Genomic DNA, 26,578 nt, shown 5'->3' with positions numbered 1-26,578 from the left:
CTCAAACTCTAGCGGATTCCCCCGGCGACTCATAATCGAGTCCTGCGAATTGAATTCCGGCATGCCGAAATTCTCCCCGACGGGAGGTCGTGCTGAGTTTGGTTGCCGCATTCGCGGCGGGATCGGCTGCCGCAGGGCCGTATCGGCTCCGTGACAACTCGAAGAACCTTACGGACGCGAGGGAGGCGTGTCAACCCCACCCTTTGGCCATGGCCTGACCCTCAGTCCAGGTCGGTGAGCCGGCCGCCGGCGTCCGGCTGTTCGTGTTCCACCCTGCGCAGGAGCCTGATCAGGATCTCGCCCAGTGCCCCGCGCTCGTCGCCGGAGAGGTCCTGCAGCAGGTCCTCCTCGAAGGTGGTCGCCATCCGCATCGCCTCCAGCCATTTCGTACGGCCCTCATCGGTCAGCTCGACGATGACGCGCACCCGGTTGTTCTCGTCCCGGTCCCTGGTGACCAGGCCCTCGCCCGCCATGCGGTCGATGCGGTGGGTCATCGCCGCAGGGGTCAGCCCGAGGCGCTTGGCCAGTTCGCCCGGCCCGAGCCGGTAAGGGGTGCCGGAGAGGACCAGCGTCTTGAGGACCTCCCACTCCGCACTGCTGATACCGAGGGCCGCGACCTGCCTGCCGTAAGCGACGTTCATCCGGCGGTTCAGCCGGCCCAGCGCGGAGACGATCTGCTCGACCTGCGGATCGAGGTCACGGAACTCGCGCTGGTAGGCCGCGATCTGCTCGTCGAGGCTCGGCTCCTGGAGCCCGGGCTGCTCGGGGGTCTCAGACATGGCGGGCAGTATGGCACGCTCCCCATCGCCTTCGAAGTCCTTCAGAGTGAAGAGTTCAGCTTCTAACTTTAGTGCTAAAGTCTATGAGTCTGTGTTCTTGAAGGTTCTTGACGTCTTGAGGTAGGTGAGTGTGACCAGGGAGATGGGTGCAGCGCTGCGGCGGATCCAGGTGGGGAGCGCGCTGAGCGCGTTCGGCCTCGGATTCACCGTCCCGTATCTGTACGTCTACGTGGCTCAGGTGCGGGATCTCGGTGCCGGTACGGCAGGTGTCGTGCTGGCTGTCTTCGCCATGGCGGCGTTGGCCGTGCTGCCGTTCACGGGGCGGGCCATCGACAGGCGCGGGCCCCTGCCCGTGCTGATCGTCGCCTCCGGTGCGGCGGCCGTGGGGGCCTGCGCCCTCGGGCTGTCGGACGGCGTGACGTCCGCCGTGCTCTCCGCCGCCGTGCTGGGTGCCGGCACCGCCGTGATGCAGCCGGCGCTGGCGACGATGCTGGTCTGGTGCTCCAGCGCCGCGACCCGTACCCGTGCCTTCGCCATGCAGTTCTTCCTGCAGAACCTCGGACTCGGCATCGGAGGGCTCGTCGGCGGACAGCTGGTGGACGTCGGCCGCCCGTCGAGCTTCACCCTGCTGTTCCTCATCGAGGCGGCGATGTTCCTGGTCCTCGGGGTCGTCGCGGCCACGGTGCGCATGCCTGGGACGCCCTCCCTCGATGACGCGGTACCCACCGACGGAACGGCACCCAGGGCGGGTCTCCGGGTACTGCTCTCCCACCGGGCCATGGTGCAGCTGTGCGTGCTGGGCTTCGTGATCTTCTTCGCCTGCTACGGACAGTTCGAGTCCGGCCTCGCGGCCTACGGCACCGAGGCCGCCGGGATCGATCCGTCCACGCTCGGCATCGCGCTGGCGGCCAACACGGCGGTCATCGTCGCCGCACAGTTCGTCGTGCTCCGCCTCGTGGAACGGCGGCGGCGCAGCCGGGTCATCGCGTGGGTCGGTCTGATCTGGGCGTTCGCCTGGGTCGTGGCGGGATACGCGGGCCTCGGGCACGGCAGCCAGACCATGGCGACGGCCGCGATGATCTCGACGTACGCCCTGTTCGGTCTGGGCGAGGCGATGTTGTCGCCGACGGTGGCACCGCTCGTCGCCGATCTCGCGCCGGAGAGCATGGTCGGTCAGTACAACTCGGCGTTCGCGCTGGTGAAGCAGCTGGCCCTGGCCGTCGGTCCTGCCGTGGGCGGTCCCATGGGGGCGTCCCTGCACGGGCCGTACATCGTGACCTTCGTGCTCTTCTCGCTGGGGATCACCGTGCTGGCGCTGAAGCTCGGCCGTCAGCTCACGCCCGTACAGGACAAGCCGTCGCTCACGCCTGTGCCGTCGCGAGTGGTCGCCGTGTCGCTGCCGGAGGGTGAGCCGGCCGTCGCCCCCACCCCCGTGCGCTGAGGGCGGCGGACGAAAGGCCCGGCGTCAGTCGGGCAGCGCGAACTCGCACCAGACCGCCTTGCCGCCGCCGGGAGTGCGTCGGCTGCCCCACGACGAGGCGATGGTCGCGACGATCGAGATGCCGCGTCCCGCCTCGTCGGCGGGATCCGCGCGCCGGCGGCGCGGCAGGTGGTCGTCCCCGTCGGTGACCTCGATGATCAGGCGGCGGTCGGTCCGGCGCAGACCGAGCCGCATGGGCGGGGTGCCGTGCTGGAGGGAGTTCGCCACGAGTTCGCTCGCGGCGAGCACCCCCAGGTCGCAGAGCTCCACGGGGAAGCGCCACGAGGCCAGGACTCCTGTGGCGAACGCCCGCGCCCTGGGCGCCGCCTCGATGCCGCCGTGCAGTTCGAGCGAGGCGTTGTGGAAGAGCTCCGCGCTGGTTCCCGTGCGGGCGGGGTGCTGGACCACGAGGACGGCGACGTCGTCGTCGTGCTCCGCTGTGACGCCCAGGGAGCGGATGAGCCGGTCGCAGACCACCTGGGGTGAGCCCTTGGCACCGGACAGGGCGCGCTCCAGGGCGGCCACCCCCTCGTCGATGTCCTCGCTCCGGCGTTCGACCAGGCCGTCGGTGTAGAGCACGGCCGTGGAGCCGGGCGGCAGGGGGATCGTCCCCGAGGTGTGGATCCAACCGCCCGTGCCGAGCGGGGGCCCGGTCGGTTCCTCGGCACGGTGGACCGTGCCGTCCTCGTCGCACACCAGGATCGGGAGGTGGCCGGCGGAGGCGTGGACGAGGTGCCCCTCGTTGGGGTCGTGGACGGCGTAGGCGCAGGTGGCGATCTGGCTGGCGTCGATCTCGGCGGCGAGTACGTCGAGGAGCTGGAGCACCTCGTGCGGCGGCAGGTCGAGGCGGGCGTAGGCGCGGACGGCGGTACGCAGCTGCCCCATGACGGCGGCGGCCCGCACACCACGCCCCATGACGTCGCCGATCACGAGCGCGGTCCGGCCGGCGCCCAGGGTGATGACGTCGTACCAGTCCCCGCCGACCGCCGCGTCCGTGCCGCCCGGCTGGTAGGTGGCCGCGATACGCAGGTCGTCCGGCTGTTCGAGGTCCTGGGGGAGCAGCGAGCGCTGGAGGGTGACGGCCGTTTCGCGGTGACGGCGTTCGCTGGCGCGGAGCCGCTCCGCGGCCTCGGCGTGGTCGGTGACGTCGGTGGCGTAGACGAGGACGCCCGCTTCCCCGTCCGGGCCGCCGTCGGTCACGGGGGTGCAGGTCACCGTGTACGAGCTGCCGCCCCGGACCTTGCGGGACTTGACCGTGCGGGGGGTGCCGCTGCGCAGGACCTGGTCCATGAGGGGCAGCAGGCTGAGTTCGTCGAGTTCGGGCATCGCCTCGGCCGCGGGTTCCCCGCAGGGGCGCGCGCCGAAGGCGGACGTGTAGGCGGGGTTGACGTAGGTGACCCGGTGTTCGGGTCCGTGGAGCAGTGCGACGGGGGCGGGAAGCCGGCCGAGGAGCTCGCGCGCCGACAGGCCTTCCAGGGAGGGCGCGGTCACGGGGCCGGAGGGTTCCGGGGTGTCGTCCGGCGGCGTGGCCGCGGCCTTCGGGCGTACGGATCCGGCGCGGGCGGCGGGTACGGAACTGTGGTCGTCCCGCTCGGCGGCTCGACGCTGCGTTCCGGGAAGGCGGGCGCTCCAGCGCGTGAAGTTCACGGAATTTCTGGCCTCGTGTGTCGGTCTGGTCCGCTCGGGCGAGCTGCTTCTACTGCTGGTGCTGTGGCCGGCTCTCCCTCACATGCCGTGGGGAGGGCCGGGGCCGGGCTTCCGGAAAACGCGCGGCCGGGCCTTCGTGCTGGTGGACGACGCTGTCGGTCACTGTAGGTGACTGCCCGCCGCGTGACTCTGTGCAGGTGCGAGCCCACCTATGGTCACACGCCCAGTGTGACCGACCGTACTGACAGTTGCCGGACGGCGGGAGGTGCGGCCCCGGACGGCGGCCGCCCCCGGCCGTGCCGGGGCGCGGGCGACCGCGCGTCAGCCGGACGTGTCCGGCGGCCCGTCGTCCTTCGGCGGGGTGTCGGCGGGGGGCGCCAGGTGTACGTGTCCACGCGCGGCGAGGGCGAATTCGGCACGTGGGTGTTCGAGCGAGCCGAGGGAGACGATCTCCCGTTTGAAGAGTCCGGCCAGGGTCCACTCGGCGAGGACACGTGCCTTCCGGTTGAACGTGGGGACGCGGCTGAGGTGGTAGACGCGGTGCATCAGCCAGGCCGGATACCCCTTGAGCTTGCGCCCGTAGACGTGCGCGACACCCTTGTGCAGGCCGAGCGAGGCGACGGATCCGGCGTACGAGTGCCGGTAGTCCTCGGTCTGCCTGCCTTCGAGTGTGGCCAGGATGTTGTCGGCGAGGACCTTGGCCTGGCGCACCGCGTGCTGGGCGTTCGGAGCCGTCTCCGTGCCCGGTTCTGAGGAGGTGAGATCCGGGACGGCCGCCGCGTCACCGGCGGCCCAGGCGTGCTCGGCCCCGTCCACGGAGAGGGCGGCGGTACAGCGGAGCCTGCCGCGTTCCGTGAGGGGGAGGTCGGTGGCGGCGAGGATCGGGGCCGGCTTCACCCCGGCGGTCCACACCAGGGTGCGGGTCGGGAAGCGCGATCCGTCGCTGAGCACGGCGACCCGGCCCTCGCAGCTCTCCAGACGGGTGTCCAGCCGTACGTCGATGTTGCGTCCCCGCAGCTCCCTGACGGCGTATCCGCCCATGGTTTCGCCGACCTCGGGCAGGATGCGCCCGGTCGCCTCCACCAGGATCCACCTCAGGTCGGAGGGCTTGATGTTGTGGTAGTACCGCGAGGTGTACCGGGCCATGTCCTCGAGCTCCGCCAGCGCCTCCACACCCGCGTACCCGCCGCCGACGAAGACGAAGGTGAGGGCCGCGTCGCGAATGGCGGGGTCCCGGGTCGCGGAGGCGATGTCCATCTGTTCGATGACGTGGTTGCGGAGGCCGATGGCCTCCTCGACGGTCTTGAAGCCGATGCCGACGTCGGCGAGACCGGGGACCGGCAGGGTGCGTGACACGGAACCGGGTGCGAGGACGATCTCGTCGTACGGGATCTCGAGGGCCCCGGTGCCGTCCTCGCCGGTGGCGAGCGTCGTGACCGTCGCCGTGCGCTTGGCGTGGTCGACGCGCTCCGCCTCACCGATGACGATCGTGCAGTCCTTCAGTACCCGGCGCAGGGGCACCACGACATGGCGGGGCGAGATGGAACCGGCGGCGGCCTCGGGCAGGAAGGGCTGGTACGTCATGTAGGGCTCGGGCGTGACCACCACGATCTCGGCCTCACCGCTTCTCAGTCTCTGCCGCAGCTTCCGCTGGAGACGCAGCGCGGTGTACATCCCGACGTAGCCTCCGCCGACGACGAGAATGCGCACACTTGGCCGGGTGCCGGGGGACGCCCCCCGGGAATCTGGTGCCATCACCATCCCATGACGCAACGGAGTCCGGAGTTTGTCCACAGGCCCGGCAAATTGTGTGACCGGAGCTCAGCGATCAACCTGCGGCCTCCTGCCCCCTCCTGTTTCCGGAGCGGCGCAGGTCAGGTGCGGCGGCAGGGCGGGCTGACCGGGGGCGAACCAGGGTTCAACCGGCCCTTGCTCCGATCGGGGGGCGCTCCGTGCGGAACTACCCCCTTCTGAATTGAGTCGGGCTCAACTATGTTCGTACCCCGTCGGGGTGTCGGAATCGGACGAAGGTCCACACGCCGGCGGACACGGCGGGGAAGTCTCCGGGGGGAGACGCCATAACCGGGGGAAGTTATGCACATTCAGGATTTGCATGGGCCGAGCGCTGTCGCCTCTTCTGCTGAGGGCCACGGGCGCCTGAGTTCCATGGGAGCGGTCGGGACGGTCGCCGCGGTCGGAGCGACGGGCGGCGCGGCCCGCTCGGCTCCGCTCCGCGTGGACGCACAGCGCAATCTCGAACACGTCCTTCGCGCCGCGCGTGAGGTGTTCGGCGAGCTGGGTTACGGCGCGCCGATGGAGGACGTGGCGCGCCGCGCGCGGGTCGGGGTCGGCACGGTCTACCGGCGCTTCCCGAGCAAGGACGTGCTGGTGCGCCGGATAGCCGAGGAGGAGACCGCGCGGCTGACCGATCAGGCGCGCTCGGCTCTGGGCCAGGAGGACGAGCCGTGGTCGGCGCTCTCCCGTTTCCTGCGGACCTCGGTGGCGTCGGGCGCGGGGCGCCTGCTGCCGCCGCAGGTGCTGCGCGTGGGTGCGGAGCAGGACGAGCAGGCCATGGCGGCGGCACCCGGAGGGGCCGGCGGGGAGACGCGCGTCCCGCATCAGAGACAGGGCGTGGACCAGCCCGGCCTGGGGACGGAAGACAGGCGCACCGCGGACGAGGAGGGGATCGACGACCCGGGGGCTGCCGAGCTGCTCGAGGTCGTGGGCAGGCTGGTCGACCGGGCCCGTGAGTCGGGGGAGCTGCGGGGCGACGTGACGGTGGCCGACGTGCTGCTCGTCATCGCCACGGCGGCGCCGGCTCTGCCGGATCCCGCTCATCAGGCAGCCGCATCGGCCCGGTTGTTGGACATCCTGCTGGAAGGTCTCCGCTCCCGACCGGCGTAGGTGCCGCCGCGCGGGTGCGTCTCGGGCAACCTCGTAGGCGGACGGTGGGCGGGGCCACGGCTCGCGACGGCCGCGCGTCCGGGCGGTTCTCCGACGCGGGAGTGGGCCCCGGCCCTCCCTGGGAAGGGCCCCTGCCTGGGAAGTCCCGGGCCCGTCCTGTGTCCGCCAGGCGGCCGGGCGGCCGTTCGCTCCTTCCCCGTCGGTACGACGCCACTCCGCCCTCGTCCCGGAGACACCACGGACGAGTGGTTGCTTCTGTTCGGGGTCCGTCGCACCAGGGCTCTGTGGCACTCTGGCCCCGTATTCGGGTCCGAAGGTGCATACGGGGGCTTCCGCGATGAGCGGTGACGCGCAGCAGGACGAACCGGCCGACGGTGGCGCTGCCGCGGACAGGAGCGGCGAGGGCAGTGGGGACACGGGGCCCGAGGCCGCCGGTCCGTCAGCCGCTCGTGTGCCCGGTCCGCCGAACCGGCTGTCATCTGCGGCCCGTTCGGGTGCCGTCCGGCCGGGCGGCACCGCCGGATGCCGCCCGGGTGCGGCGCGGCCGGACGGCCATGTCGGGAGCGGCACCGTGCTGCCCGGCCCGTGGCCGTCGGCGTCCCCGGCCGCCGGGGCGTCCGCCGGCCGGGCGCGGCCGGAGCCCTCGACGGACACCGACGCGGCGTACGCGGTCCCGCTCCAGCGCGAAGGACGCGTGGGGTCCGCCGATCCGGGCCCGTCCGACGCGCAGTTGGTCCGGAGCGTGCGCGCGGGCGACGACCGGGCGTACGAGGAACTCTTCAGGCGTCATGCGGGGGCGGTGCGCCGCTACGCCCGTACCTGCTGCCGGGACGCGCACACGGCCGACGACCTCACTGCCGAGGTGTTCGCCCGGACACTGCAGGCGGTGCGCGGTGGGAAGGGGCCGGAGGAGGCCGTCCGGGCCTATCTCATGACGGCTGTCAGGCATGTGGCCGCCGCGTGGACCCGTAGTGCGAAGCGCGAGCACCTGGTCGACGACTTCGCGGTGTTCGCGGCGCAGGCGACGCGCTCCGCCGATCTCCCGGAGTCCGACACCCTCGACCTCGGCGCCGACGTCCTGGCCATGCACGAGGCGGACCGGTCGATGGCCGTGCAGGCGTTCCGCAGTCTGCCGGAGCGCTGGCAGGCCGTGTTGTGGCACACCACCGTCGAGGAGGAGTCACCGAGCGAGGTCGCTCCGCTGTTCGGCCTCACGGCCAACGCCACGGCCGTCCTGGCCGTCCGGGCCCGGGAGGGCCTCAAGCAGGCCTACCTCCAGGCCCACGTGAGCCAGTCCCTGACGTCGGGCGGTGACTGCGCGCAGTACGCCGACCGGCTCGGTGCCCACACCCGCGGCGGACTGCGGACCCGCGCCCGGCGCGGGCTGCGCAGGCATCTGGAGGAGTGCGCCAGGTGCCGGATCGCCGCCGGTGAGCTGGACCGTGTGAACGCCGGCATCCCGGCCCTCCTCCCGGTCGCCGTCATCGGCTGGTTCGCCGCGGGATACTCCGTCAAAGCGGCGGGCATCGTGGCGGGTGGCGCGGCGGGGGCCGCCGGAGCCGGAGCCGCGGCGGCCACGGGAGGCGCCTCGTCCGGGGGAGGCACGGCGGGCGGAGCCGCCGCCTCGGAAGGGCTCGGTGCTCCGCTGAAGGCCGGGATCGCCGCCGCGGTGGCCGTGGCGGCCGCGGCCGGTCTCGTGTGGGCCCTGGCCGGTGACGACCGGCCTGCGCCGGAGCAGAAGCAGGTGGCCAAGCCACCGGCCGCAGCACCCGCCGATCCCGCCCCCACACCACCGCGGCGGACGCCTGGCCCGCAGCCGCCGGCGCCGCCCGCCCCGCCCACGCCCGAGGCCCCGGCGGCCCCCGAGCCGACTCCCACTCCCACGCCGACACCGCCGCCGGCTCCGGAGCCCGCCCCCGAGCCCGCCCCGCCGGCGCCCGGACCGGCACCGGCGCCGGTGCCAGCCCCGCAGGAACCCGCACCGCCCGCACCGCCCGCACCACCCGCGCCGCCCGCGCCGCCCGCGCCGCCCGCGGCGGAGGACTACCGGGTGAGCGACCTGGCGTACTCCGTCACCGGTGACCACTCCGGGCCCGAGATCCTCCTCGGCCGGAGCAGTGGTGTGTTCTGGCAGCGCCACGGGCTGTCGATCGCCTCCACGACGTACGCCCACGGTGTGACCGCCCCCTCCCGCTCGTCGGTCACCGTCCAGCTGAACCGGGCGTGCACCGCCTACGAAGCGATGGCCGGGGTCGACGACCTGACGCTGGGGCTCGGGGCGGTGCGCTTCTCCGTGTACGGCGGTGACGGTGCGCGGCTGTGGCGGTCCCCCGTGGTGCGGGGCGGCGACCCCGCCGTGCCGGTGAGCGTCGGCATCCAAGGCCGGCGGGCGATCCGGCTCGTCGTGGAACCGTCAGGACCGCTGGGCGGGGTCGCGCTGGCCGACTGGGCGGAGTCGCGCATCAGCTGCCGTTGAGCTCCCCGGCGGTCCCGGCCAGGGGACCGAGGACGTCGTCCGGTGCCGGGTGAGGCCAGCCACGGTGGCGGGGCGGCAGGGGCGCAGGGCGAGGGCGGTGAGCGGGGGTGCGCGTCCGCGCACCTGCGACACGCACCGCGTCGCCGTGCTCGTCCCGCACCTCGGTGACGCCCGTAGGCGCCTGGAGGGTCTGCGCACGCGACGTCCGTAGCGACGCCGGGCCGCCACGCCTGCGGGTTCCGGCAGCCCCGCACGCTCGCAGGGGCCGGCGGCGGGCCGTTACGCCTGAAGGGGTGCGGCGGGCCGTTACGCCTGAAGGGTGCGGCGGGCCGGGACGACGCCCCCCGCGACCGCCCGTTGCCGGGGGGCCGCCGTGCCCGTCCAGCAGGTGCCCCGGCGGGTGACGAGACGGCGGAGCCAGAGCTCCGTGGACGCCAGCTCGGCGAGCCCGTCCAGGGGGAGGGGTTCGCCCTCGGAGGCCGCGCGCAGCGCCTTGCGCACGACACGCGCCTCGACCAGGCCCGCGTCCGCGAGCAGTGGGGCGTCGAAGAGGGCGATCAGTTCCGGCAGGGCGGTGCGAAGCCCGATGCGCCCGGCCGCGGTCGAGGTGGCCTGGGACGGGGCGCCCCAGCCGGGTGGCAGGTCGTGGATGCCTGCGCCCGCGAGGACCCGGCGCAGGATGGCGGCCCTTGCACCCGGCTGGACCCGCAGCGACTCCGGAAGGGCGCGGGCGGCCCGTACGACCTGGTTGTCGAGATAGGGGGCGTGCAGCCGCTGGCTGCGGATCTCCGCGGCCTGTTCCAGGATCCGCTGGTCGGCCGCGTGCCGGGCCAGCGCCGCCCGTGCCCTGGCCTCCCCCGGGCGCTGGACCGACGCGGGCCGGATCGCCGCCTCCTGGAGACGAACCGATACTTCCGCGAGTGCCTCCCCGGTGAGCCAGCGGGCGGCCGGGCCGGGTCGTGACCAGGCGAGGGAGGCGAGGGAGGCGTCGGCGGGGGTGTCGAGGTCGGGAGCGTCACGATTCGCCTCGGGCAGCAGGGACGCGGCCGTTTCCAGCCCGGTGCGGTACGACGTACGGGCCAGCCTGCGGGCGGCCCGGTAGACGGCCAGCGGCACGAGGAGGGAGTGCGTGGAGGGCCCCTCGGCCCTGGCGAGCGCGGCGACGGGGCGCAGGAGGTGGCGTCTGCGCCGGTCCATGAGGAGGTCGGCCAGCCGTGCGGGGTGTGCGTCGAGGACCTGACGGGCGCCGTGCCCGACGAAGTGGTCGGCGCTGCCCGCGGCCAGCCGGCGGCGGTGGCGTTCCGCGACGACCAGGGAGGGGGCGGGCTCGTCGGTGAGCGGGCCGCTCTCCAGCGACGCGTACGGCAGGGCCTCCTCGCCCGCCGCCACGACGACGTGGTGCAGGCGGGGGTTGGCCGCGATGACCCGGGCGCGTTCCAGCTCGTCCTCGTGGCCCTGCGCGGAGAGGTCGTTGAAGGTGACGGCGAGGAGCCGCTCGCCCGCCCCGGTGCCGTGGCCCAGCACGGTGCCCGGCAGTCCGGGCAGTCCGGCGGCCAGCAGGGCCAGCGTGGCGGAGGCACTGCCGCCGGAGAGGTCGGCGCCGATGCCGGGGACCGGCGCCCCGCGGGCCGCGCGACGGTCGGCGGGTCCCATGCCCGGGACGGGCCCGGGGTCGGGCGGCAGGGTCTCCGGGGCGTGGCGCGGGGCCGTGAGCCGCGCGCGTACGGCCTCGACCAGTGCGTCGCGCACGCCTTCGACGGCACTCACCGGATCGGTCTGGGCGGCCGCCACGGCGAGGGAGGCGACCGCCTCGTACCCGGTGACCTCACGCGAGCCCTCCCGCAGGATCAGCGCGTGCCCGGGCGGGATCCGCTTCACCCCCGCGTACGGTGTGCCGTCGCCCAGTGCCTCCGGGGTCTCGGGGCAGGCAAGAAGCGCCGCGAGGTGGCCGATGTCCAGCTGCGCCTCGATGAGGTCGGCGAGCGGCAGGGCGGCGGTGGCGTACGCGGTGCCGTTGGCCCAGGGGGTGTGGAAGACGGGCCTGGCTCCGGCGAGGTCCCCGGCGACGGTGATGCGGCGGCCGATCTGGACGACGGCCGTGTAACTGCCGGGCCAGGCGGTGAGGTGGCGCAGCGCGCCGCCACGGGCGGCCAGCAGCCCGACGCGGAGCTGTTCGTCGCTGGCGCCGCAGCAGCCGAGGACGGCGAGGCGCGCGGTGGGAGCCCCCTCGGGGGTCGCGGCCGTGATGACGCGGATCTCGTCGGGGCGCCAGTCCCCCACCGCCCAGAGCGGATCCGGGTCGCCCCAGAGGAGTTGGGAGCCGACCGGATGCACGGTGCGCCCCTCCCCGTGGTGGCCGACCGCGCCCACGGTGCCGAAGCTCGCAGCGAAGCTGCTCCACCCCACCAACCAACGCATCGCCGCCTCCACAGGCCGTGGACGAACCGGCGTACCAGGACACGGGAACGCCGTTGCGGGACATGCTGCCACGACAACGGCGCCCTGGAGGGGGTACGGGCGGCGCACACCGGATGCGCATGCGCCCCTGGCAAAGGCCTGGCCACCGCGCTGCGGGCTCCTCCGCAACGGGACCCGGGCTCCGGGGAGTTGCTGCCGCCCGCCCAGGATGCGGCCCCCGCCTCGGCCGGGTCGCGGAACAGGTGCATTCCAGCCATAGCCGGGCGGCTTCGCCGACCCCTCCCCGACCGATGCTATTCGGCCATTCTCCGATCGCGAGGGAACCGCGCGTTTCGCCTCCGGGCGCTTCCGGCGGCACCCACGCGCACCCCGCCCCGGGACGCCGGACGGCTCCCCCGCCGGCCCCCGGCAGCGCCCCGGACGCATCGCCGGGGAGCCATGACGTGCGGGCCGGCGCATCCCCCCGGTGCGCCGGCCCGCACGTCGGCTTTTCGCGACCCCGCCCGTACGGCGCACAGTCCGGGAGGTGTTCGTCACCTCCCGGACCGGTTCGCCGCCCGCGGGGATTGGGGCGGCGGTCTCCCCCAGCCCACCGTGTCCAGTCCGGCGGGCCGACCCACGCAGGACCATCGAAGCGCTTGCTCACCGGCCGGGCCAGAGCGCACGGCCGGGCGCACGGCCACACATCAGGAGCACGGCGCCCCCACCTCGCGCCGCACGGACAACATTCCCGCCATACGGAGGTCTGCCCCTTAACGGTGGGGATGCGGCGAACTACGCTGGGTTTACCGATGTTCTCAGCAGGGCGGCATATTCCACGGGGCTCGGCCAAATGCGTGTGCGGCCGGAGTGCCCGGGACCGTACCTGGGGAGAACACGGTACGAATGCCGCGCGCCTGACGGTGACGCGGCTGCCGTCTGTGTGTCGAGGGGTGGCGCATGTCCAGGGAGCAACGCGGGCCGAACGAGAAGCTCGGCACGGTTCTCGCCCTCGCGGGAATCAGCAACGCCGGGCTCGCCCGGCGGGTCAACGACCTCGGAGCGCAGCGCGGTCTGACACTTCGCTACGACAAGACCTCGGTGGCCCGGTGGGTCGCCAAGGGCATGGTGCCGCAGGGCGCCGCACCCCATCTCATCGCGGCGGCGATAGGGGCCAAACTCGGCCGTCCCGTCCCGCTGCACGAGATCGGTCTGGCCGACGCGGATCCGGCCCCCGAGGTCGGTCTGGCCTTCCCCCGCGACGTGGGTGAGGCGGTGCGGTCGGCGACCGACCTGTACCGGCTGGATCTGGCGGGCCGCCGGGGCGGCGGTGGGATCTGGCAGTCACTGGCGGGTTCCTTCGCGGTGAGCGCCTATGCGACCCCCGCGTCCCGTTGGCTCATAACCCCCGCCGATCCGTCGGTCGCGCGGGACACCACCGACGCCCGGGCCGCGATCCTCGGCCCGCGGGGCGCACCCGGGGCGCAGGGCGGCGTGCCCGTCCAGCCGGGCCCGGACACGGCGGGCGGTGTCGACGGGCCGCTGCTGCGCGTCGGCCACAGCGACGTGACCAAGCTGCGTGAGGCGGCACAGGACGCGCGCCGGTGGGACTCCAAGTACGGCGGCGGCGACTGGCGGTCCTCCATGGTCCCGGAGTGCTTACGCGTCGACGCCGCGCCGCTCCTGCTGGGCTCCTACAGCGACGAGGTGGGCAGGGCCCTCTTCGGCGCCTCCGCCGAGCTGACCAGACTCGCCGGCTGGATGGCCTTCGACACCGGCCAGCAGGAAGCGGCCCAGCGCTACTACATCCAGGCGCTGCGCCTGGCCCGGGCCGCCGCCGACGTACCGCTGGGCGGTTACGTCCTGGCGTCGATGTCCCTGCAGGCGACGTACAGGGGCTTCGCCGACGAGGGCGTGGACCTCGCGCAGGCGGCGGTCGAACGCAACCGGGGGCTCGCCACCGCGCGGACCATGAGTTTCTTCCGGCTCGTGGAAGCGCGGGCCCACGCCAAGGCCGGCGACGCACCGGCCGCGGGGGCCGCGCTCCGGGCCGCGGAGAGCTGGCTGGAGCGCTCCCGGGCCGGCGACTCCGACCCCGCCTGGCTCGGGTTCTACTCGTACGACAGGTTCGCCGCCGACGCCGCCGAGTGCTACCGCGACCTGAAGGCGCCCCGCCAGGTGCGGCGCTTCACCGAGCAGGCGCTGTCGAAACCCACCGACGAGTTCGTCCGCTCCCACGGGCTGCGGCTCGTCGTGTCCGCGGTCGCCGAGCTGGAGTCGGGCAACCTCGACGCGGCCTGCGCGGCGGGGACGCGGGCGGTGGAGGTGGCGGGACGCATCTCCTCGGCGCGCACCACCGAGTACGTGCGCGACCTGCTGCACCGGCTGGAGCCGTACGGGGACGAGCCCCGCGTGGCCGAGCTCCGGGAACGGGCCCGTCCGCTTCTCGTCACCCCGGTGTGAAGGGGCCACCGGTGCGTCCCGGTTTCGCCTGATCCGGGGAGGGGACGCCACGCCACGCACACGCCGTCCCTGGTTTGAGCCCGTTGTCAGTGGGTCAGTGCACTATCGGGGTGGGAGGTGGCGTGATGATGACGCACGCGGCGTACGACTGCGATGTGCTGGTGATCGGTGGCGGAATCGTCGGTCTGTCGACCGCGTACGCGATCACGCGCACCGCGCCGGGCACCCGGGTCACGGTGCTGGAGAAGGAGTGGGGCCCGGCCAGGCACCAGACCGGGCGTAACAGCGGGGTCATCCACAGCGGCATCTACTACCCTCCGGGCTCGCTCAAGGCGCGCTACGCGGTGCGGGGCGCCGCCGAGCTGGTCGACTACTGCGCCCGGCACGGGATCGCCCACGCGGTGACGGGCAAGCTCATCGTCGCCACCGGCAGCGACGAGCTGCCCAGACTGCACGCCCTGGTGCAGCGCGGCCGGGCGCACGGGCTGCCGGTCCGGGAGCTCGGCCCCGCACAGATCGCGGAGTACGAACCCCGGGTGCGCGGTCTCGCGGCGATCCGGGTCGGTACGACGGGGGTGTGCGACTTCGCCGCGGTGGCCGTCAGCTTCGCCGCCGGGCTGAGCACCTCGGGCGGACAGATCCGTTACGGCGCGGAGGTCGTCGCCGTCGACCGGCGCCCCTGGGGTGTCGCGGTGCGCACGTCCGACGGCCAGGTGGTCAGGGCCCGGGTGCTGGTCAACTGCGCGGGGCTGCACAGCGACCGGGTGGCGCGGCTCGCGGGCGACGACCCGGGCGCACGCATCGTGCCGTTCCGCGGGGAGTACTTCGAGCTGGCCAGGCCGGAGCTGGTGCGTGGGCTCGTCTATCCGGTGCCGGACCCGGCTTTCCCGTTCCTGGGGGTGCATCTCACCCGGGGCGTCGACGGCACGGTCCACGTCGGGCCGAACGCCGTGCCGGCGCTGGCCCGCGAGGGATACGGCCCGGCGGTCGTCCACCCGCGCGAGCTGGCCGCCACGCTGACCTGGCCCGGGTCCTGGCGGATCGCCCGGCGCCACTGGAGGTACGGGGCCGGCGAGGTGCACCGTTCCCTGTCGAAGAGCGCGTTCACCCGGGCCGTCCAGCGGCTGCTGCCCGAGGTGACGGAGGCGGACCTGCGGCCCTCCCCGGCCGGGGTCAGGGCCCAGGCGGTCCTGCGGGACGGCACGCTGGTCGACGACTTCCTGATCCGGGACGCCCCGCACACCGTGCACGTGCTGAACGCCCCGTCTCCCGCGGCCACCGCGTCCCTGCCCATCGGGAGGGAGGTGGCACGACGGGCGCTGCTGCGGGCTCGCGCGACGGGGTGGACGCCTCCCGCCGTAGAATCGGGTCATTGTGTCTGATCCTGTGAACCCCACCCCAGAGACGCCCGGCTCCGCGCCGGAGACGCCGGCCGCCGCCGGACCGGACTCGGACGCGGCGGCGCGCCGCGCCGCCTCCTTCGAGCGTCAGCGCAGGCTGCGTCAGGAGCCCCGCTTCCCCGGAGGTCCGGCCGCCGACCCGGCGGGCTCGCACCACGAGCGCCGGATCCGCAGCTTCCAGCCCCGCCGCAGCCGGGTGACCGCCGGACAGGAGGACGCCCTCCAGCGGCTGTGGCCCAAGTGGGGCCTGGACATCGACGGCCGCCGCGTCCTCGATCTCCCCGCTCTCTTCGACGGGCTCCCGGTGGTGCTGGAGATCGGCTTCGGCATGGGTGAGGCGACGGCACAGATGGCGGCCGACGACCCGGACACCGGCATTCTGGCCGTCGACGTCCACACACCAGGCCAGGGCAACCTGCTGGGTCTCGCGGACCGGGCGGGAGTGTCGAACGTCCGGGTCGCCAACGGTGACGCGATCATCCTGCTCCGCGAGATGCTGGAGCCGGCCGCCCTGGACGGACTCCGGGTGTACTTCCCCGACCCGTGGCCGAAGAAGCGGCACCACAAGCGGCGGCTGATCCAGCCCGACTTCCTCGACCTGGTGGCGCAGCGGCTGAAGCCGGGCGCGGTCGTCCACTGCGCGACGGACTGGGAGCCGTACGCGGAGCAGATGCTCGAAGTCCTCACGGCGCACCCCCTGTTCGAGAACACCCAGGCGGACGGCGGCTACGCGCCCAGGCCCGCCTTCCGTCCGCTGACCCGCTTCGAGGGGCAGGGCCTGGACAAGGGTCACGTCGTGCACGACGTGCTGTTCACCCGTCGCTGATCAGCCATCACCCGGCGCTCCGCCCCGCGCGGCGTGGCCAGGTGCCGGTCGTCGTCGTTAGGGTCGTCGGGTGTCCCAGGGGTCCGTGCACCACCAGCAGCCGGCCGTCCCGGTTCTCGAGGAGCAGCAGCTCGACGAGTTCCTGGGCGCCGTCCCGGAGCGAGGCCAGTGGCGTTACCGGCCCCGCCGCGTCGGCATGCTCTGGCGCAGCAAGGCCTTCCGCGCCGGTGCGCTGATCACGGTCCTCGCTCTCTGCGGTCTGGTGATCCTGGCTCTGGTGCGTCAGCAGACGGGCACCGAGGGCTTCCTGGTGGGGCTGGGGCTGGCCGTGCTGCCCGTGCCCCTGCTGATGGGCGCGTTCCGCTGGCTGGACCGGGTCGAGCCGGAGCCATGGCGGAACCTGCTGTTCGCCTTCTCCTGGGGCGCGTGTGCCGCCGCGCTCGTGGCGATCATCGCCAACACCTTCGCCACCCGGTGGATAGCGACGGCCACCGCGGATCCGGCGAGCGCCGACACCCTCGGGGCCACGGTCGTCGCCCCCGTCGTCGAGGAGGCCGCGAAGGCCGTCGCGGTCCTGTTGATCTTCCTCTTCCGCAGACGGCAGTTCGGCGGGATCGTCGACGGCATCGTGGTCGCCGGTTTCACCGCGACCGGCTTCGCCTTCACCGAGAACATCCTCTACCTGGGCAACGCCTTCGGCGAGGACCAGCAACAGGGGACCACGGGGTTCGCCTCGGTGACGGCGGGGACGTTCTTCGTCCGCGTGGTGATGTCACCGTTCGCGCATCCCCTGTTCACGGTGCTCTCCGGCATCGGCTTCGGCATCGCGGCACTCGGCGGGCCGCGCCACCGGGTGCGCCGCGTCCTCCTGCCCCTCCTGGGGCTCGTCCTCGCGATGGGCATGCACGCCCTGTGGAACGGCTCGTCGGCCTTCGGACCGTACGGCTTCTACCTGGTGTACGGCGCGTTCATGGTGCCGTCCTTCGGTCTCGTGACCTGGCTGGCCGTCTGGTCGCGCCAGAGGGAGCTGCGCACGCTCTCCACCGAGCTGCCGGTGTACGCGGCGGCCGGCTGGCTGACCCCCGCCGAACCGCTCGCGCTGGCCTCCATGAAGGCACGCGGCATGGCCCGGGACATGGCCAGGCACTGGCACAGCCTCCCGGATCGGGCGCGCGGCAGGGAAGCGGCCCGCGCCGTCGCGGAGTACGAGTCGTTCGCGACCTCGCTGGCCATGCTGCGCCGGAGGGCCCGCCACGACGGCGCCGGACCCGACTTCGCCCTCCGTGAGCAGGAGTTGCTGCACCACCTCTGGCACCGCCGGGACATCGCGGGACCCGCCCTGGCCTACGCGGCCCACGCGACGGGCCGGCTCAGCACCCGGCGGCCGTCGGTGCCGCCTCCGTTCCCCCGCCAGTTCCCGCACGGCGGCCCGCCGCCGCAGCAGCTTCCGGCACCGCACCGGCACTACGGCGGATACAACCCGTACATGGAGGACGGCGGACACCGCCCACCGCCCGGCTGACCGGGCCCGGCCGCTCCTGCGGAGTACCGGGCCCGGTCGTCCACGGCCGCACCTGGGTCAGGCTGATGCCTCCGTCAGGTCCGCCAGCTGCCGCTCGGTCAGCCGGAGCCCGTCCACCGCCATCAGTGCGGGCAACTGCTCGACCGTACGCGCGGAGGCGATGGGCGCGGTCACGGTCGGCCGGGAGGCAAGCCAGGCCAGTGCGACCGTGGCGACCTCGGCGTCGTGCTCCCGGGCGGTCCTGTCGAGCGCCGCGAGCACCTTGCGTCCGCGCTCGGTCTCCAGGTGCTTGCCCGCGCCCTCGGCCCTCGCGCTCTCGACCGGGGCACCCGTCCGGTACTTGCCGGTGAGGAAGCCCGAGGCGAGGGCGAAGTAGGGGACGGCGGCGAGACCGGCGCGGGAGGCCGTGTCCTGGAGCGCGCCCTCGTAGGTGTCGCGCGAGACGAGGTTGTAGTGCGGCTGGAGCGCTACGTAGCGGGCCATGCCCTCGCGCTCGGAGAAGTCGAGGGAGGCCTGGAGCCGCTCCGGGCTGATGTTGGAGGCGGCGATCTCCCGCACCGTGCCGGCCTTCACCAGCTGGTCGAGCGCGGTGATGATCTCCTCGACGGGCACGCTCTCGTCGTCGAAGTGCGTGTAGTAGAGGTCGATGTGGTCGGTGCCGAGCCGGCGCAGCGACGCCTCGGCCGCCTCCTTGACCGTGGTGGGCGAGAGACCCTTGTACGCGGGGTGGGCGCCCACCTTGGTGGCGATGACGACATCGTCGCGGCGGGAGCGGGCCGCCAGCCACCTGCCGATGAGGGTCTCCGACTCACCGCCCTCGTTGCCCGGCACCCAGGCCGAGTACGAGTCGGCGGTGTCGATGAAGTTGCCGCCGGCCGCCACGTAGGCGTCGAGGACGGCGAAGGTCCGGTCCTCGTCCGCCGTCCAGCCGAAGACGTTGCCGCCGAGAGCGAGAGGGAAGACCTTGAGGCTCGAGGAACCGAGCGGGCGCAGAGAAGTCATACCCGGGGACAACCAGTCGGCTGAGGCGACTATTCCGGTTCGGCTGGACACGGTCCGGGAAGACCGCCTCCCCGGACGGACCGGCGGCCCTGACGTCGGGGGGTCGTGCGTCAGGGCCGCCGGGGTTCGGTGCGCCGGCTGCCGACGCGCGGGGTCTTCCGTACCGATCGGGCCTGCTCGGTACCGGGCCGGACGGAAGACCCCCGGGGACTCAGATGGTGAGGCCCTTGCCGCGCAGCCAGCTCATCGGGTCGACGCCCGTGCCGTCCGCGGTGTGGATCTCCAGGTGCAGGTGGGCACCGGTCACGTTGCCGGTCGCACCGACACGGCCGATCGTCTGGCCGGTGGTGACCCGCTGACCGGCGGTCACGTCCATCGAGGACTGGTGGCAGTACCAGACCTCCGTGCCGTCGTCGAGCTCCAGGACCGTGCGGTAGCCGTACGACCCGGAGTAGCCGGCGGACTTCACCGTACCGCTGTGCACGGCCTTGACCGGGGTGCCCGTCGGAGCCGCGAAGTCCAGCCCGGTGTGGTGGCCCGAGGACCACATCGAACCGGCCTGACCGTAGGTCGAGCTGATGTAGTACGACGAGGTCGGGACGGCGTAGCTGGCGGCGAGCTTCGCGAGACGCTCGGCCTCCGCCTTCTTCTTCGCCGCCTCTTCCGCCGCCTTCTTCTCCGCGGCGGCCTCGGCTTCGGCCTTGCTCTGCTGCTTCGCCGCCTGGACCGCGGCTGCCTCGACCGCCGCCTGCTCCTGTGCCGCCCTGGCCACGGCATCGGCTCCGGCCTGCTGCTGCTCGGCCTGCTGGAGGATGCGGGCGCGCAGCGCCTCCCCCGCGTCGGTGGTGCCCTGCTCGGCCTCGGCGGCGGTGATGCCCGCGGTGGTGAGCGGGGACGACGCGGCGACCGTCGCGTGGTCCGGGTCGGCGTCACCGGACATGAACGCGCCCACGCCGGGAAGGGACTTGGCGTCGGGGAGATTGTCCGCGATGGAATCGGGAAGGGAGATGGAGACGGGCGGCTTGCTCTGCGCGGTGGCCATGCCACCGGCTCCGACGGCCGCGATGACGCCGACACCGAGGACGGTGGAGCTACGGGCGAGACCGCGCTGCTTGGCTACACGGTGCCGGCCGCGTACGGGACGGACGGACTCCTCGGTGGGATTCCATTCGTCCCACGTCCTGTCCTCATCGGCGAGGCCGCCGGTCCTGAAGGATGACGGTGCCTCGGGGGCAGGCTGGTTGGACGCCACGTGGGCGCGCTCCTTTCCTTCCTTCTCGCCTACCGGGTTAGCTGACGGGTTCGGAGCAGGAAGGTCTCCTACGGGCCCCTTCGCCTCTCACGAGACACAGGTGCCCGATTCACCCCATGTAGGTGGTTCCCCGGTTCCCTTGCGGAATTCGGCGCTGCGCACGGTGCCGTCTCTTGCGACGGCGGCTACAACCGCGCTGCGTTATCGAACGTTAATAGACGACCGGGTCCGATTCCAAGCTGTTCCCACAGATCGTTGATGGCTCTGGCCCGGACTTTCAGGGACCAAAGGGGCTCAAACGGGCGAGTTGAGTACACCTCATTCGGCCATCACTTTCTGACGTTGTGTCAACTGTTATGCGCAGTGAGGTCCTTCGACTACCGACGGTCGCGACCGGTCATTCACTGTCCCGCCGCACGATCTTCACCGTCGTCCGGCGTTCCTGCTGTCCCCGCGCGGGGCGGCCGACCGCGAGGAGTGCCAGGTCGTCCGTGGACCGGCCACCGGTGTGCAGCCGTACGTCGTCGGTGAGCGCGGACAGGAGTTCGTCGGGTCCCGGGAAGAGGCGGCCGCGCAGCCGGGCCGCCGGGTCGTAGAAGACGCCCTTGGCGTCCCGCGCCTCGGAGAGACCGTCGGTGAACGCCAGGAACATCGCCCCGGCCGGCAGCGTCCACTCGTCCGACCGGTCCGGCCACGCGTCCAGGCCCATCCCGAGCGGCAGGGCGGGCACGGTGGGCGACAGCACGTCCAGCGCCCCGTCCTCGTGCAGCACGAGCGGCTCGGGGTGACCGCGGTTGACGACCCGCAGTGTGTCCGAACCCGCCGGGATCTCCGCCAGGACGGCGGTGACGAACCCCTCCATCGAGTCGAGCCCGCCCCGTCGCGAGCCCTCACGGGCCAGTGCCCGCTCCAGCCGCTGGACCACCCCCTCCAGCGACAGCTCCTGCTCGGCGGCCTCCCTGAACGCCCCGATCACGACGGCCACGGCCGCCACCGCGTCCAGCCCCTTGCCCCGCACGTCCCCGACGACCAGCCGCACCCCGAACGGCGTGTCCGCGACGGCGAACAGGTCACCGCCGACGAACTCGTCCGCCTGTGCCGCCTCGTACCGCGCCGCGACCAGCAGCCCGCCGATCCGGTCCTCGGGCGTCGGGAGCACCGCGCGCATCGCCGTCTCCGCGATCACCCGGGCCGAGGCCAGCTGCTCGTTCCCGCGGCGCACCACACGGTTGATGACCAGGGACAGCGCGGCGACGGTGACCAGGGTGAGCAGGTCGGTGACCGGCATCACCTCGGTGAGCACGCCGTCCGAGACACGGATGGCGAGCACGACGAGGATCGCGGCCGCCCCGATCCGGACGGTGCCCGCCAACGAGAAGAAGGGAGCGGCGATCAACGGGGCGGCGGCGAAGAGCGGGACGGCGGTGACCTGGGACGGCGTCGCGAGGTCGACGATCACGCCGACGCAGATCATCAGGGCGGGCAGCACGCGCACGAACCGCCGGGAACGGACGTTCCCCGCAGCGCCCCCTCGCCGTCCGTCCGGCTTCCCCACCTGTGCACTCCCACCTGGTCCACCCACGGCTGCGGACGGTACCGCGCCCCGTCCGGCCCGACCGGAGCCACGCCGCGCGGCGACCCGTCTTCGGCCGAGGAGAAGAGCGCCGGAGCCCCGTCCTCCGTGGGTCAGTCGGAGAACCGGTGCTGCGCGTGGATCGTCAGTGCGTCCCGTGCGGAGACGGCATGTCCGTCCCCGTACCGATCGTAGTTGCTCCCGGAGCGGAGACCCGTGACGTGCGTACCCGTGAGGCGCACGCGCCTGCCCGTGAGGCGCACGCGCGGGTTCCCCGGCCACCGACGGCAGAGGTACCGGCATACGACGGAGGCCCGGATCCTCGAAAGGATCCGGGCCTCCGTCTTCAGTAGCGGGGACAGGATTTGAACCTGCGACCTCTGGGTTATGAGCCCAGCGAGCTACCGAGCTGCTCCACCCCGCGCCGTTGTGATTGCAACTCTACGCCATCCCGGACGGTGCTCCGACCACGTCAGGCCACCGCTCGCCACCCCGCTCACCGCCCGGTGACCACCCCGCGTGCACCCGAGACGCCAACACACAGCGGTGCCCGCGTAGTTGCCGGGCACGGCGGCGTGCCCAAGAGTGTTGCCGCACCCCCCGAATCCCGTGTCATTCCTGCCTGAAGGGCTTCCGTAATGTCCACATCGCACAGACCCGCCCCGATTCACCCGGCCGCGCCGTCGCCCCTGCGCGTGTCCCTCGTCAGCGGAGCGTTCGGCGCCGTGTTCGGCTCACTGATCAGCGCCGCCGTCAACTACCTGGTCATCGGCGTGCCCGGCAGTGCCTCCGTCAACGCGCTCAACCACGGGATATCGGGCCTGTTCAGCGGATTCGCGGCCGGGTTCATCGGGCTCATGGTGCATCTGCGCAAGAGCGAGGCACCGGCCCTCCCGGTGCCGTCGCGGGAGGACACCGCGGCCACGCAGCAGGGATGAGCCCACCGCCGCGCCCCGGTCCGCACACGCCACCCCGTGCGAACCGGACGGGGCGGGGGCGCGGCACCCCGCGATTGCGGGGCTTCCTGAGCGGCGGGACTCTGGAGGAGCAAGCTTTCGGTGTTCGGTCCCGTCTGCGCGGCATCCCCAGTGTCGGCGCCGGCCCAGCAGCCTCACCCGATCCGATCGTGCCAGGGGAGGCCGGGCGCACCCGCGCTAGGAGACCACCATGGACGGCACCCTTCTCGAGTCGATGAGAACCGCTCTGCGGGGACCGGTCATCGGCCCGGACGACGAGGAGTACGGGCAGGCCCGCGCGGTCTACAACGCCATGATCGACAAGAAGCCGGCGGCGGTGGTCAAGTGCCACGACACGGCGGACGTCATGGCGGCGGTCGACTTCGTCCGCGAGAACGGCCTGGACGTCGCCGTCCTGGGCGGCGGCCACAGCGGCCCCGGCCTCGGGCTCTCCGACGGGGCCGTCACCCTCGACCTCTCCCCCATGCGGGGTGTGCGGGTCGACCCGGCCACCCAGACCGCGCAGGCCGACGGCGGCGCGACACTCGGCGACTTCGACCACGCCACCCACGCGTTCGGTCTCGCCACCCCCGCGGGCATCATGTCCACGACCGGGATCGGCGGTCTCACCCTCGGCGGCGGCCACGGCTACCTCACCCGCAAGTACGGCCTCACGGCGGACAATCTGGTGTCCGCGGACGTGGTCCTGGCCGACGGCAGCTTCGTCGCCGCGAACCCGAGCGAGCACGCCGACCTGTTCTGGGCGCTGCGGGGCGGCGGCGGCAACTTCGGTGTCGTCACCTCGTTCGACTTCGAGCTGCACCCCGTGGACACGGTGGGGGTCGCCATCACCCTGTGGCCCCTGGACCTCTTCCACGACGTCATGCACTGGTACCGCGACTTCCTGCCGCAGGCGCCTGACGACCTCTACGGCTTCTTCGCCTCGCTGACCGTCCCGCCCGGGCCGCCCTTCCCCGAGGAGATCCACGGGCAGAAGATGTGCGGCGTCGTCTGGTCCTCGACCGCGGACCCGGAAGCGCTGGAGGAGACCCTGGCCGCCGTCGGCGAGCCGGGACCGCCCGCGTTCCACTTCACGGCGCCGATGCCCTACCCGGCGCTGCAGTCCATGTTCGACGCGCTGATGCCGGCCGGGCTCCAGTGGTACTGGCGCGGCGCCTTCTTCGACCGGATCACGGACGACGCCGCCGACGTGCACGCCTCCTTCGCGGAGAGGCTCCCCACCGGACTGTCGACCATGCACCTGTACCCGGTCGACGGGGCGGCCGGCCGTGTCGGCCCCGACGACACCGCATGGGCCTATCGCGACGCGCGCTGGTCAGGCGTCATCGCCGGCATCGACCCCGACCCGGCCAACGCGGCTGCGCTGCGGGAGTGGGCCGTCGGCTACTGGGAGGCGCTCCACCCGCACTCCATGGGTGGCGGCTATGTGAACTTCCTGGGGACCGGCGAGTCCCAGGACCGCGTCCGGGCCACCTACCGCGGTCACTACGACCGGCTCTCCGAGGTCAAACGGGTCTACGACCCGCACAATCTCTTCCACGCAAACCAGAACATCGAGCCCGCACCGCCGCACTGACCGTCATGCCGGAGTCCAATTCCGGGTGGAAGCCGTGCCGGGAGGGTTACAGTCTGCATGCACCGCATGATGATCCGGCCGCCCCCGGAGCGGCGCGGGACCGGTAGCGGCACTTCGTCGCCGTACCGGTCGGGACCAGTCCGGCACATTCCGCAGTGGCTCGGTCACGGGGCTCTCACCGCACACCTACGTACAGGACTCCTGAGATGACCGACATGCCTGCCCGCACGACCCAGCGGCGCCCCGCCGGCACGTCCGCGACCGCGACCGCGACCGCCGAGCCGGGCGCTCCGGCCCCGCTGCCCACGCCCCAGTACGCGGGCCTGTTCATCGAGCCCGACCTGCCGCCGGTCACCGACGAACCCGAATGACCGGGGGACCGTGAGCCGCCCCGGGTGACCGGTCCGGCCGCACGGTCGTTGGGTGACCATGCGCATCCGTATCGGCGTGGTCGTCTTCGCAGTGGTCCTGCTGATCGCCGCGTTCATCTCGAACATCCCGTCCGAGGCAGAGACCGAGCTGGCCTGCCGCCGGGCCCTCGACAACACGTCGACGTGGACCGACCGGCCGGACATCTGCCTGGAGGTCTCCGCGGAGACCTACCGGACGTTCCTCCTGATGTACGAGCTGCGGGAGGAGGGCCTGGACTAGACGGGCCCGGGCCGCAGGGGGCCGGGACTCCCTGCCACCCGCCGGAGGCCGTCCGGACCGGTCAGGCCGGTCAGGCCGGGAGATACCGCCGGACGGCTCCCCGGACGGGTGGCCCCGCCCCCGCGCGACGCCCCCGCACGACGCCCGGTCACAGCCACCGGGACCGAGCCGGGCAGGCGCGCGGCGGAAGGGGCACGGGGAAGGGGTGCCGACCCGACGGTGCGCCCTGCGGACGGGGCGGGCAGCACCCCTCGGCCCGTCAGCCCTGCTGTTCCTTCCACTCCGCCTGAGCCTCGTCCAGGCGCTCGGCGAGCGTGTCCAGGAAGTCCTTGGCGCTCGTCCTGCCGAGCAGCACCTTCTGGAAGCCCGATTCGCTGTCGGCCTTGGAGAGGGTGTTCCAGTCCGGCAGGTAGTAGGGCAGCTGCACGATCTTGGTGTCCCCGGAGAACAGCGCCTCCGCACCGAGCTTGGTGGTCTCGGCCTTGTCGAGCCAGGGGTCCTCGGCGGCCTCCTTGTTGGCCGGGATGAGCCCCGCGGACTCGCTGAACTTCGAGTTCGAGGCGTGGGAGGCGGCGAACTCGATGAACTTCCAGGCCGCCGCCTTGTTCTCCGACGACTTGACCAGCCCCAGCCCGGAGACCGGGTTGGAGACCATCACCCGCCTGCCGTCGGCCAGTTCGGGCTGCGGGATGCCACGGAACGCCTCGACACCGAGCGAGCTGACGTGGTCCTGGTAGGAGCCCAGGTTGTGGTTGAGCATGGCGATGCTCCCCGAGTCGAACTGGGCGACCATCTTCGTGAAGTCGTTGTTGAGGTCGGCCTCCGGAGTGGCCTTCCTGTAGAGGCCGGCGTACTTCTCGAGCGCCGCGACGTTCTTCGGATCGTTGACCGTGGTCCTCGTCCCCGACTCGTCCCAGAAGGATTCGATGCCCGACTGCCCGTACATCGCGTCGAGGGCCTGGGCGATCGAGCCGGGGCCACCGCGGATGGTGTAGCCGAACCGGTTCTTCTGCTTGTCCGTCAGCTTCGCCGCCGCCTGGTAGAACTCGTCCCAGGTGTCCGGCGCACCCAGCCCGGCCTTCTCGAACAGGTCCGTGCGGTAGTAGAGGACGCCGTTGGTGGCGGAGATCGGCACGGTGTACACCTCGTCCCGGCCCGCGGCGCTCCGGACGTTCTCGAGCATCGCGTCGTTCAGCTTGCCCTTGAGGGAGCTGCCCTCGATCCGGTCGTCCAGCGGCTCCAGCGCGTCCTGAGCGGTGATCCCCGCGACCATGGCTGCGCCCACACCGCCGACGTCCGGCAGGCCTCCGCCCTGGATGGCGGTGTCGTACTTGGACTGCGCCTCGGTGGAGGCGATGCCCACGTACTGCACGTCGATGTCGGGGTTCACCTTCTCGAAGTCGGCGATGATCTCCTTCCAGATCGCCGTCCGGACACCGCCGTTCTCGTCCCAGAACACGATCTTCCCGGTGCCCGGGCCTTCGGCGCCCTTCGCGCCGGTGATGCCGCTGCCGTCGTCACCGCAGGCGGTGGCCGTGAGGGCCAACGCGGAGACCAGGGACATCGCGGCGGCGAGACGGCTGGTGCGGGGGTTGATCATGGTCGGCTCTCTTCTCTCGGTGCTCACCTGTGGGGGGCTGGGCAGCAGGGCGC

The 26,578-nt window shown here is 72.8% G+C and carries 19 protein-coding genes, 1 tRNA gene and 1 riboswitch; of the genes, 11 read left to right on the top strand and 9 right to left on the bottom strand.

The window, feature by feature from the left end; genetic code table 11:
• Window positions 1-221: 221 nt before the first annotated feature.
• Complete coding sequence (locus tag ACHFIV_RS33125; protein WP_398976567.1) at window positions 222-779, bottom strand: MarR family winged helix-turn-helix transcriptional regulator; 558 nt, start codon at window positions 777-779, stop codon at window positions 222-224.
• 142 nt (window positions 780-921) lie between these two features.
• On the opposite strand from ACHFIV_RS33125, the gene ACHFIV_RS33120 reads away from it, so the two are divergent.
• Window positions 922-2,220, top strand: a complete 1,299-nt coding sequence (locus ACHFIV_RS33120; protein ID WP_398976631.1) for an MFS transporter — start codon at window positions 922-924, stop codon at window positions 2,218-2,220.
• Window positions 2,221-2,244: 24 nt separating this feature from the next.
• Here the strand turns inward: ACHFIV_RS33120 and ACHFIV_RS33115 are convergent, their stop codons facing one another.
• Together ACHFIV_RS33115 and ACHFIV_RS33110 are read right to left on the bottom strand one after the other, a co-directional pair.
• Window positions 2,245-3,906, bottom strand: a complete 1,662-nt coding sequence (locus ACHFIV_RS33115; protein WP_398976565.1) for an ATP-binding SpoIIE family protein phosphatase — start codon at window positions 3,904-3,906, stop codon at window positions 2,245-2,247.
• Between the two features lie 321 nt (window positions 3,907-4,227).
• The gene (locus ACHFIV_RS33110; RefSeq protein ID WP_398976563.1) at window positions 4,228-5,661 is read right to left on the bottom strand and encodes an NAD(P)/FAD-dependent oxidoreductase; all 1,434 of its coding nucleotides are present in this window, start codon (window positions 5,659-5,661) and stop codon (window positions 4,228-4,230) included.
• Between the two features lie 339 nt (window positions 5,662-6,000).
• Between ACHFIV_RS33110 and ACHFIV_RS33105 the strand changes: the two genes are divergently transcribed.
• Together ACHFIV_RS33105 and ACHFIV_RS33100 are read left to right on the top strand one after the other, a co-directional pair.
• Complete coding sequence (locus ACHFIV_RS33105; RefSeq protein WP_398976561.1) at window positions 6,001-6,810, top strand: TetR/AcrR family transcriptional regulator; 810 nt, start codon at window positions 6,001-6,003, stop codon at window positions 6,808-6,810.
• Window positions 6,811-7,147: 337 nt separating this feature from the next.
• Window positions 7,148-9,286: a sigma-70 family RNA polymerase sigma factor gene (locus ACHFIV_RS33100; protein WP_398976559.1), complete on the top strand. Its 2,139-nt coding sequence runs from the start codon at window positions 7,148-7,150 to the stop codon at window positions 9,284-9,286.
• Window positions 9,287-9,592: 306 nt separating this feature from the next.
• On the opposite strand, the gene ACHFIV_RS33095 is transcribed toward ACHFIV_RS33100, so the two are convergent.
• Window positions 9,593-11,704: an asparagine synthase-related protein gene (locus ACHFIV_RS33095; protein WP_398976557.1), complete on the bottom strand. Its 2,112-nt coding sequence runs from the start codon at window positions 11,702-11,704 to the stop codon at window positions 9,593-9,595.
• A gap of 939 nt (window positions 11,705-12,643) precedes the next feature.
• On the opposite strand from ACHFIV_RS33095, the gene ACHFIV_RS33090 reads away from it, so the two are divergent.
• The 4 genes from ACHFIV_RS33090 to ACHFIV_RS33075 all read left to right on the top strand — a co-directional run bounded on the left by ACHFIV_RS33090 (window position 12,644) and on the right by ACHFIV_RS33075 (window position 17,894).
• A complete protein-coding gene (locus ACHFIV_RS33090; protein WP_398976555.1) occupies window positions 12,644-14,146 on the top strand; it encodes a sporulation protein in 1,503 nt (500 codons plus the stop codon).
• Between the two features lie 125 nt (window positions 14,147-14,271).
• Window positions 14,272-15,528 (top strand): L-2-hydroxyglutarate oxidase, encoded by a 1,257-nt coding sequence (lhgO, locus tag ACHFIV_RS33085; protein WP_398976554.1) that lies wholly within the window; start codon window positions 14,272-14,274, stop codon window positions 15,526-15,528.
• Complete coding sequence (gene trmB, locus ACHFIV_RS33080; protein ID WP_398976551.1) at window positions 15,521-16,372, top strand: tRNA (guanosine(46)-N7)-methyltransferase TrmB; 852 nt, start codon at window positions 15,521-15,523, stop codon at window positions 16,370-16,372. The genes lhgO and trmB overlap by 8 nt, the downstream gene beginning before the upstream one ends.
• 70 nt (window positions 16,373-16,442) lie before the next feature.
• Window positions 16,443-17,894 (top strand): PrsW family intramembrane metalloprotease, encoded by a 1,452-nt coding sequence (locus ACHFIV_RS33075; protein WP_398976549.1) that lies wholly within the window; start codon window positions 16,443-16,445, stop codon window positions 17,892-17,894.
• A gap of 57 nt (window positions 17,895-17,951) precedes the next feature.
• On the opposite strand, the gene ACHFIV_RS33070 is transcribed toward ACHFIV_RS33075, so the two are convergent.
• The 4 genes from ACHFIV_RS33070 to ACHFIV_RS33055 all read right to left on the bottom strand — a co-directional run bounded on the left by ACHFIV_RS33070 (window position 17,952) and on the right by ACHFIV_RS33055 (window position 22,145).
• Window positions 17,952-18,896: an aldo/keto reductase gene (locus tag ACHFIV_RS33070; protein WP_398976547.1), complete on the bottom strand. Its 945-nt coding sequence runs from the start codon at window positions 18,894-18,896 to the stop codon at window positions 17,952-17,954.
• A 211-nt stretch (window positions 18,897-19,107) separates the two neighbouring features.
• Window positions 19,108-20,148 carry a M23 family metallopeptidase gene (locus ACHFIV_RS33065; protein ID WP_398976545.1) on the bottom strand — a complete coding sequence of 347 codons (1,041 nt, stop codon included), beginning with the start codon at window positions 20,146-20,148 and terminating at the stop codon, window positions 19,108-19,110.
• 11 nt (window positions 20,149-20,159) lie between these two features.
• A riboswitch (cyclic di-AMP (ydaO/yuaA leader) is annotated at window positions 20,160-20,312 on the bottom strand.
• A 233-nt stretch (window positions 20,313-20,545) separates the two neighbouring features.
• Window positions 20,546-21,643 carry a PP2C family protein-serine/threonine phosphatase gene (locus tag ACHFIV_RS33060; protein WP_398976543.1) on the bottom strand — a complete coding sequence of 366 codons (1,098 nt, stop codon included), beginning with the start codon at window positions 21,641-21,643 and terminating at the stop codon, window positions 20,546-20,548.
• A 428-nt stretch (window positions 21,644-22,071) separates the two neighbouring features.
• A tRNA-Met gene (locus tag ACHFIV_RS33055) sits at window positions 22,072-22,145 on the bottom strand.
• A gap of 214 nt (window positions 22,146-22,359) precedes the next feature.
• Here ACHFIV_RS33055 and ACHFIV_RS33050 point away from each other — a divergent pair.
• The 4 genes from ACHFIV_RS33050 to ACHFIV_RS33035 all read left to right on the top strand — a co-directional run bounded on the left by ACHFIV_RS33050 (window position 22,360) and on the right by ACHFIV_RS33035 (window position 24,925).
• Window positions 22,360-22,659, top strand: coding sequence for a hypothetical protein (locus ACHFIV_RS33050; protein ID WP_398976541.1), 300 nt, complete (start codon window positions 22,360-22,362; stop codon window positions 22,657-22,659).
• A gap of 229 nt (window positions 22,660-22,888) precedes the next feature.
• The gene (locus ACHFIV_RS33045; RefSeq protein WP_398976539.1) at window positions 22,889-24,274 is read left to right on the top strand and encodes an FAD-binding oxidoreductase; all 1,386 of its coding nucleotides are present in this window, start codon (window positions 22,889-22,891) and stop codon (window positions 24,272-24,274) included.
• Window positions 24,275-24,480: 206 nt separating this feature from the next.
• On the top strand, window positions 24,481-24,645 hold the full coding sequence (locus ACHFIV_RS33040; RefSeq protein ID WP_398976537.1) for a hypothetical protein: 165 nt from the start codon (window positions 24,481-24,483) through the stop codon (window positions 24,643-24,645).
• Between the two features lie 58 nt (window positions 24,646-24,703).
• Complete coding sequence (locus ACHFIV_RS33035) at window positions 24,704-24,925, top strand: hypothetical protein (RefSeq protein WP_398976629.1); 222 nt, start codon at window positions 24,704-24,706, stop codon at window positions 24,923-24,925.
• Window positions 24,926-25,184: 259 nt separating this feature from the next.
• On the opposite strand, the gene ACHFIV_RS33030 is transcribed toward ACHFIV_RS33035, so the two are convergent.
• Window positions 25,185-26,525 carry an ABC transporter substrate-binding protein gene (locus tag ACHFIV_RS33030; protein ID WP_398976534.1) on the bottom strand — a complete coding sequence of 447 codons (1,341 nt, stop codon included), beginning with the start codon at window positions 26,523-26,525 and terminating at the stop codon, window positions 25,185-25,187.
• Window positions 26,526-26,578: the final 53 nt, after the last annotated feature.

Source organism: Streptomyces sp. ALB3 (assembly GCF_044385685.1).
In the GTDB taxonomy this organism is placed as follows: Bacteria; Actinomycetota; Actinomycetes; order Streptomycetales; family Streptomycetaceae; genus Streptomyces.
Note: the sequence above shows the minus strand (reverse complement) of the source record. Positions and strands in the feature narration are given on the sequence as shown.

Bases quoted from the DNA above. Each gene is read 5' to 3' on its own strand.
- ACHFIV_RS33125 (WP_398976567.1), bottom strand. From the start codon at position 779: ATGTCTGAGACCCCCGAGCAGCCCGGGCTCCAGGAGCCGAGCCTCGAC.
- ACHFIV_RS33120 (WP_398976631.1), top strand. From the start codon at position 922: ATGGGTGCAGCGCTGCGGCGGATCCAGGTGGGGAGCGCGCTGAGCGCG.
- ACHFIV_RS33110 (WP_398976563.1), bottom strand. From the start codon at position 5,661: ATGGCACCAGATTCCCGGGGGGCGTCCCCCGGCACCCGGCCAAGTGTG.
- ACHFIV_RS33105 (WP_398976561.1), top strand. From the start codon at position 6,001: ATGCACATTCAGGATTTGCATGGGCCGAGCGCTGTCGCCTCTTCTGCT.
- ACHFIV_RS33100 (WP_398976559.1), top strand. From the start codon at position 7,148: ATGAGCGGTGACGCGCAGCAGGACGAACCGGCCGACGGTGGCGCTGCC.
- ACHFIV_RS33095 (WP_398976557.1), bottom strand. From the start codon at position 11,704: ATGCGTTGGTTGGTGGGGTGGAGCAGCTTCGCTGCGAGCTTCGGCACC.
- ACHFIV_RS33090 (WP_398976555.1), top strand. From the start codon at position 12,644: ATGTCCAGGGAGCAACGCGGGCCGAACGAGAAGCTCGGCACGGTTCTC.
- lhgO (WP_398976554.1), top strand. From the start codon at position 14,272: ATGATGACGCACGCGGCGTACGACTGCGATGTGCTGGTGATCGGTGGC.
- ACHFIV_RS33070 (WP_398976547.1), bottom strand. From the start codon at position 18,896: ATGACTTCTCTGCGCCCGCTCGGTTCCTCGAGCCTCAAGGTCTTCCCT.
- ACHFIV_RS33050 (WP_398976541.1), top strand. From the start codon at position 22,360: ATGTCCACATCGCACAGACCCGCCCCGATTCACCCGGCCGCGCCGTCG.
- ACHFIV_RS33045 (WP_398976539.1), top strand. From the start codon at position 22,889: ATGGACGGCACCCTTCTCGAGTCGATGAGAACCGCTCTGCGGGGACCG.
- ACHFIV_RS33040 (WP_398976537.1), top strand. From the start codon at position 24,481: ATGACCGACATGCCTGCCCGCACGACCCAGCGGCGCCCCGCCGGCACG.
- ACHFIV_RS33035 (WP_398976629.1), top strand. From the start codon at position 24,704: ATGCGCATCCGTATCGGCGTGGTCGTCTTCGCAGTGGTCCTGCTGATC.
- ACHFIV_RS33030 (WP_398976534.1), bottom strand. From the start codon at position 26,525: ATGATCAACCCCCGCACCAGCCGTCTCGCCGCCGCGATGTCCCTGGTC.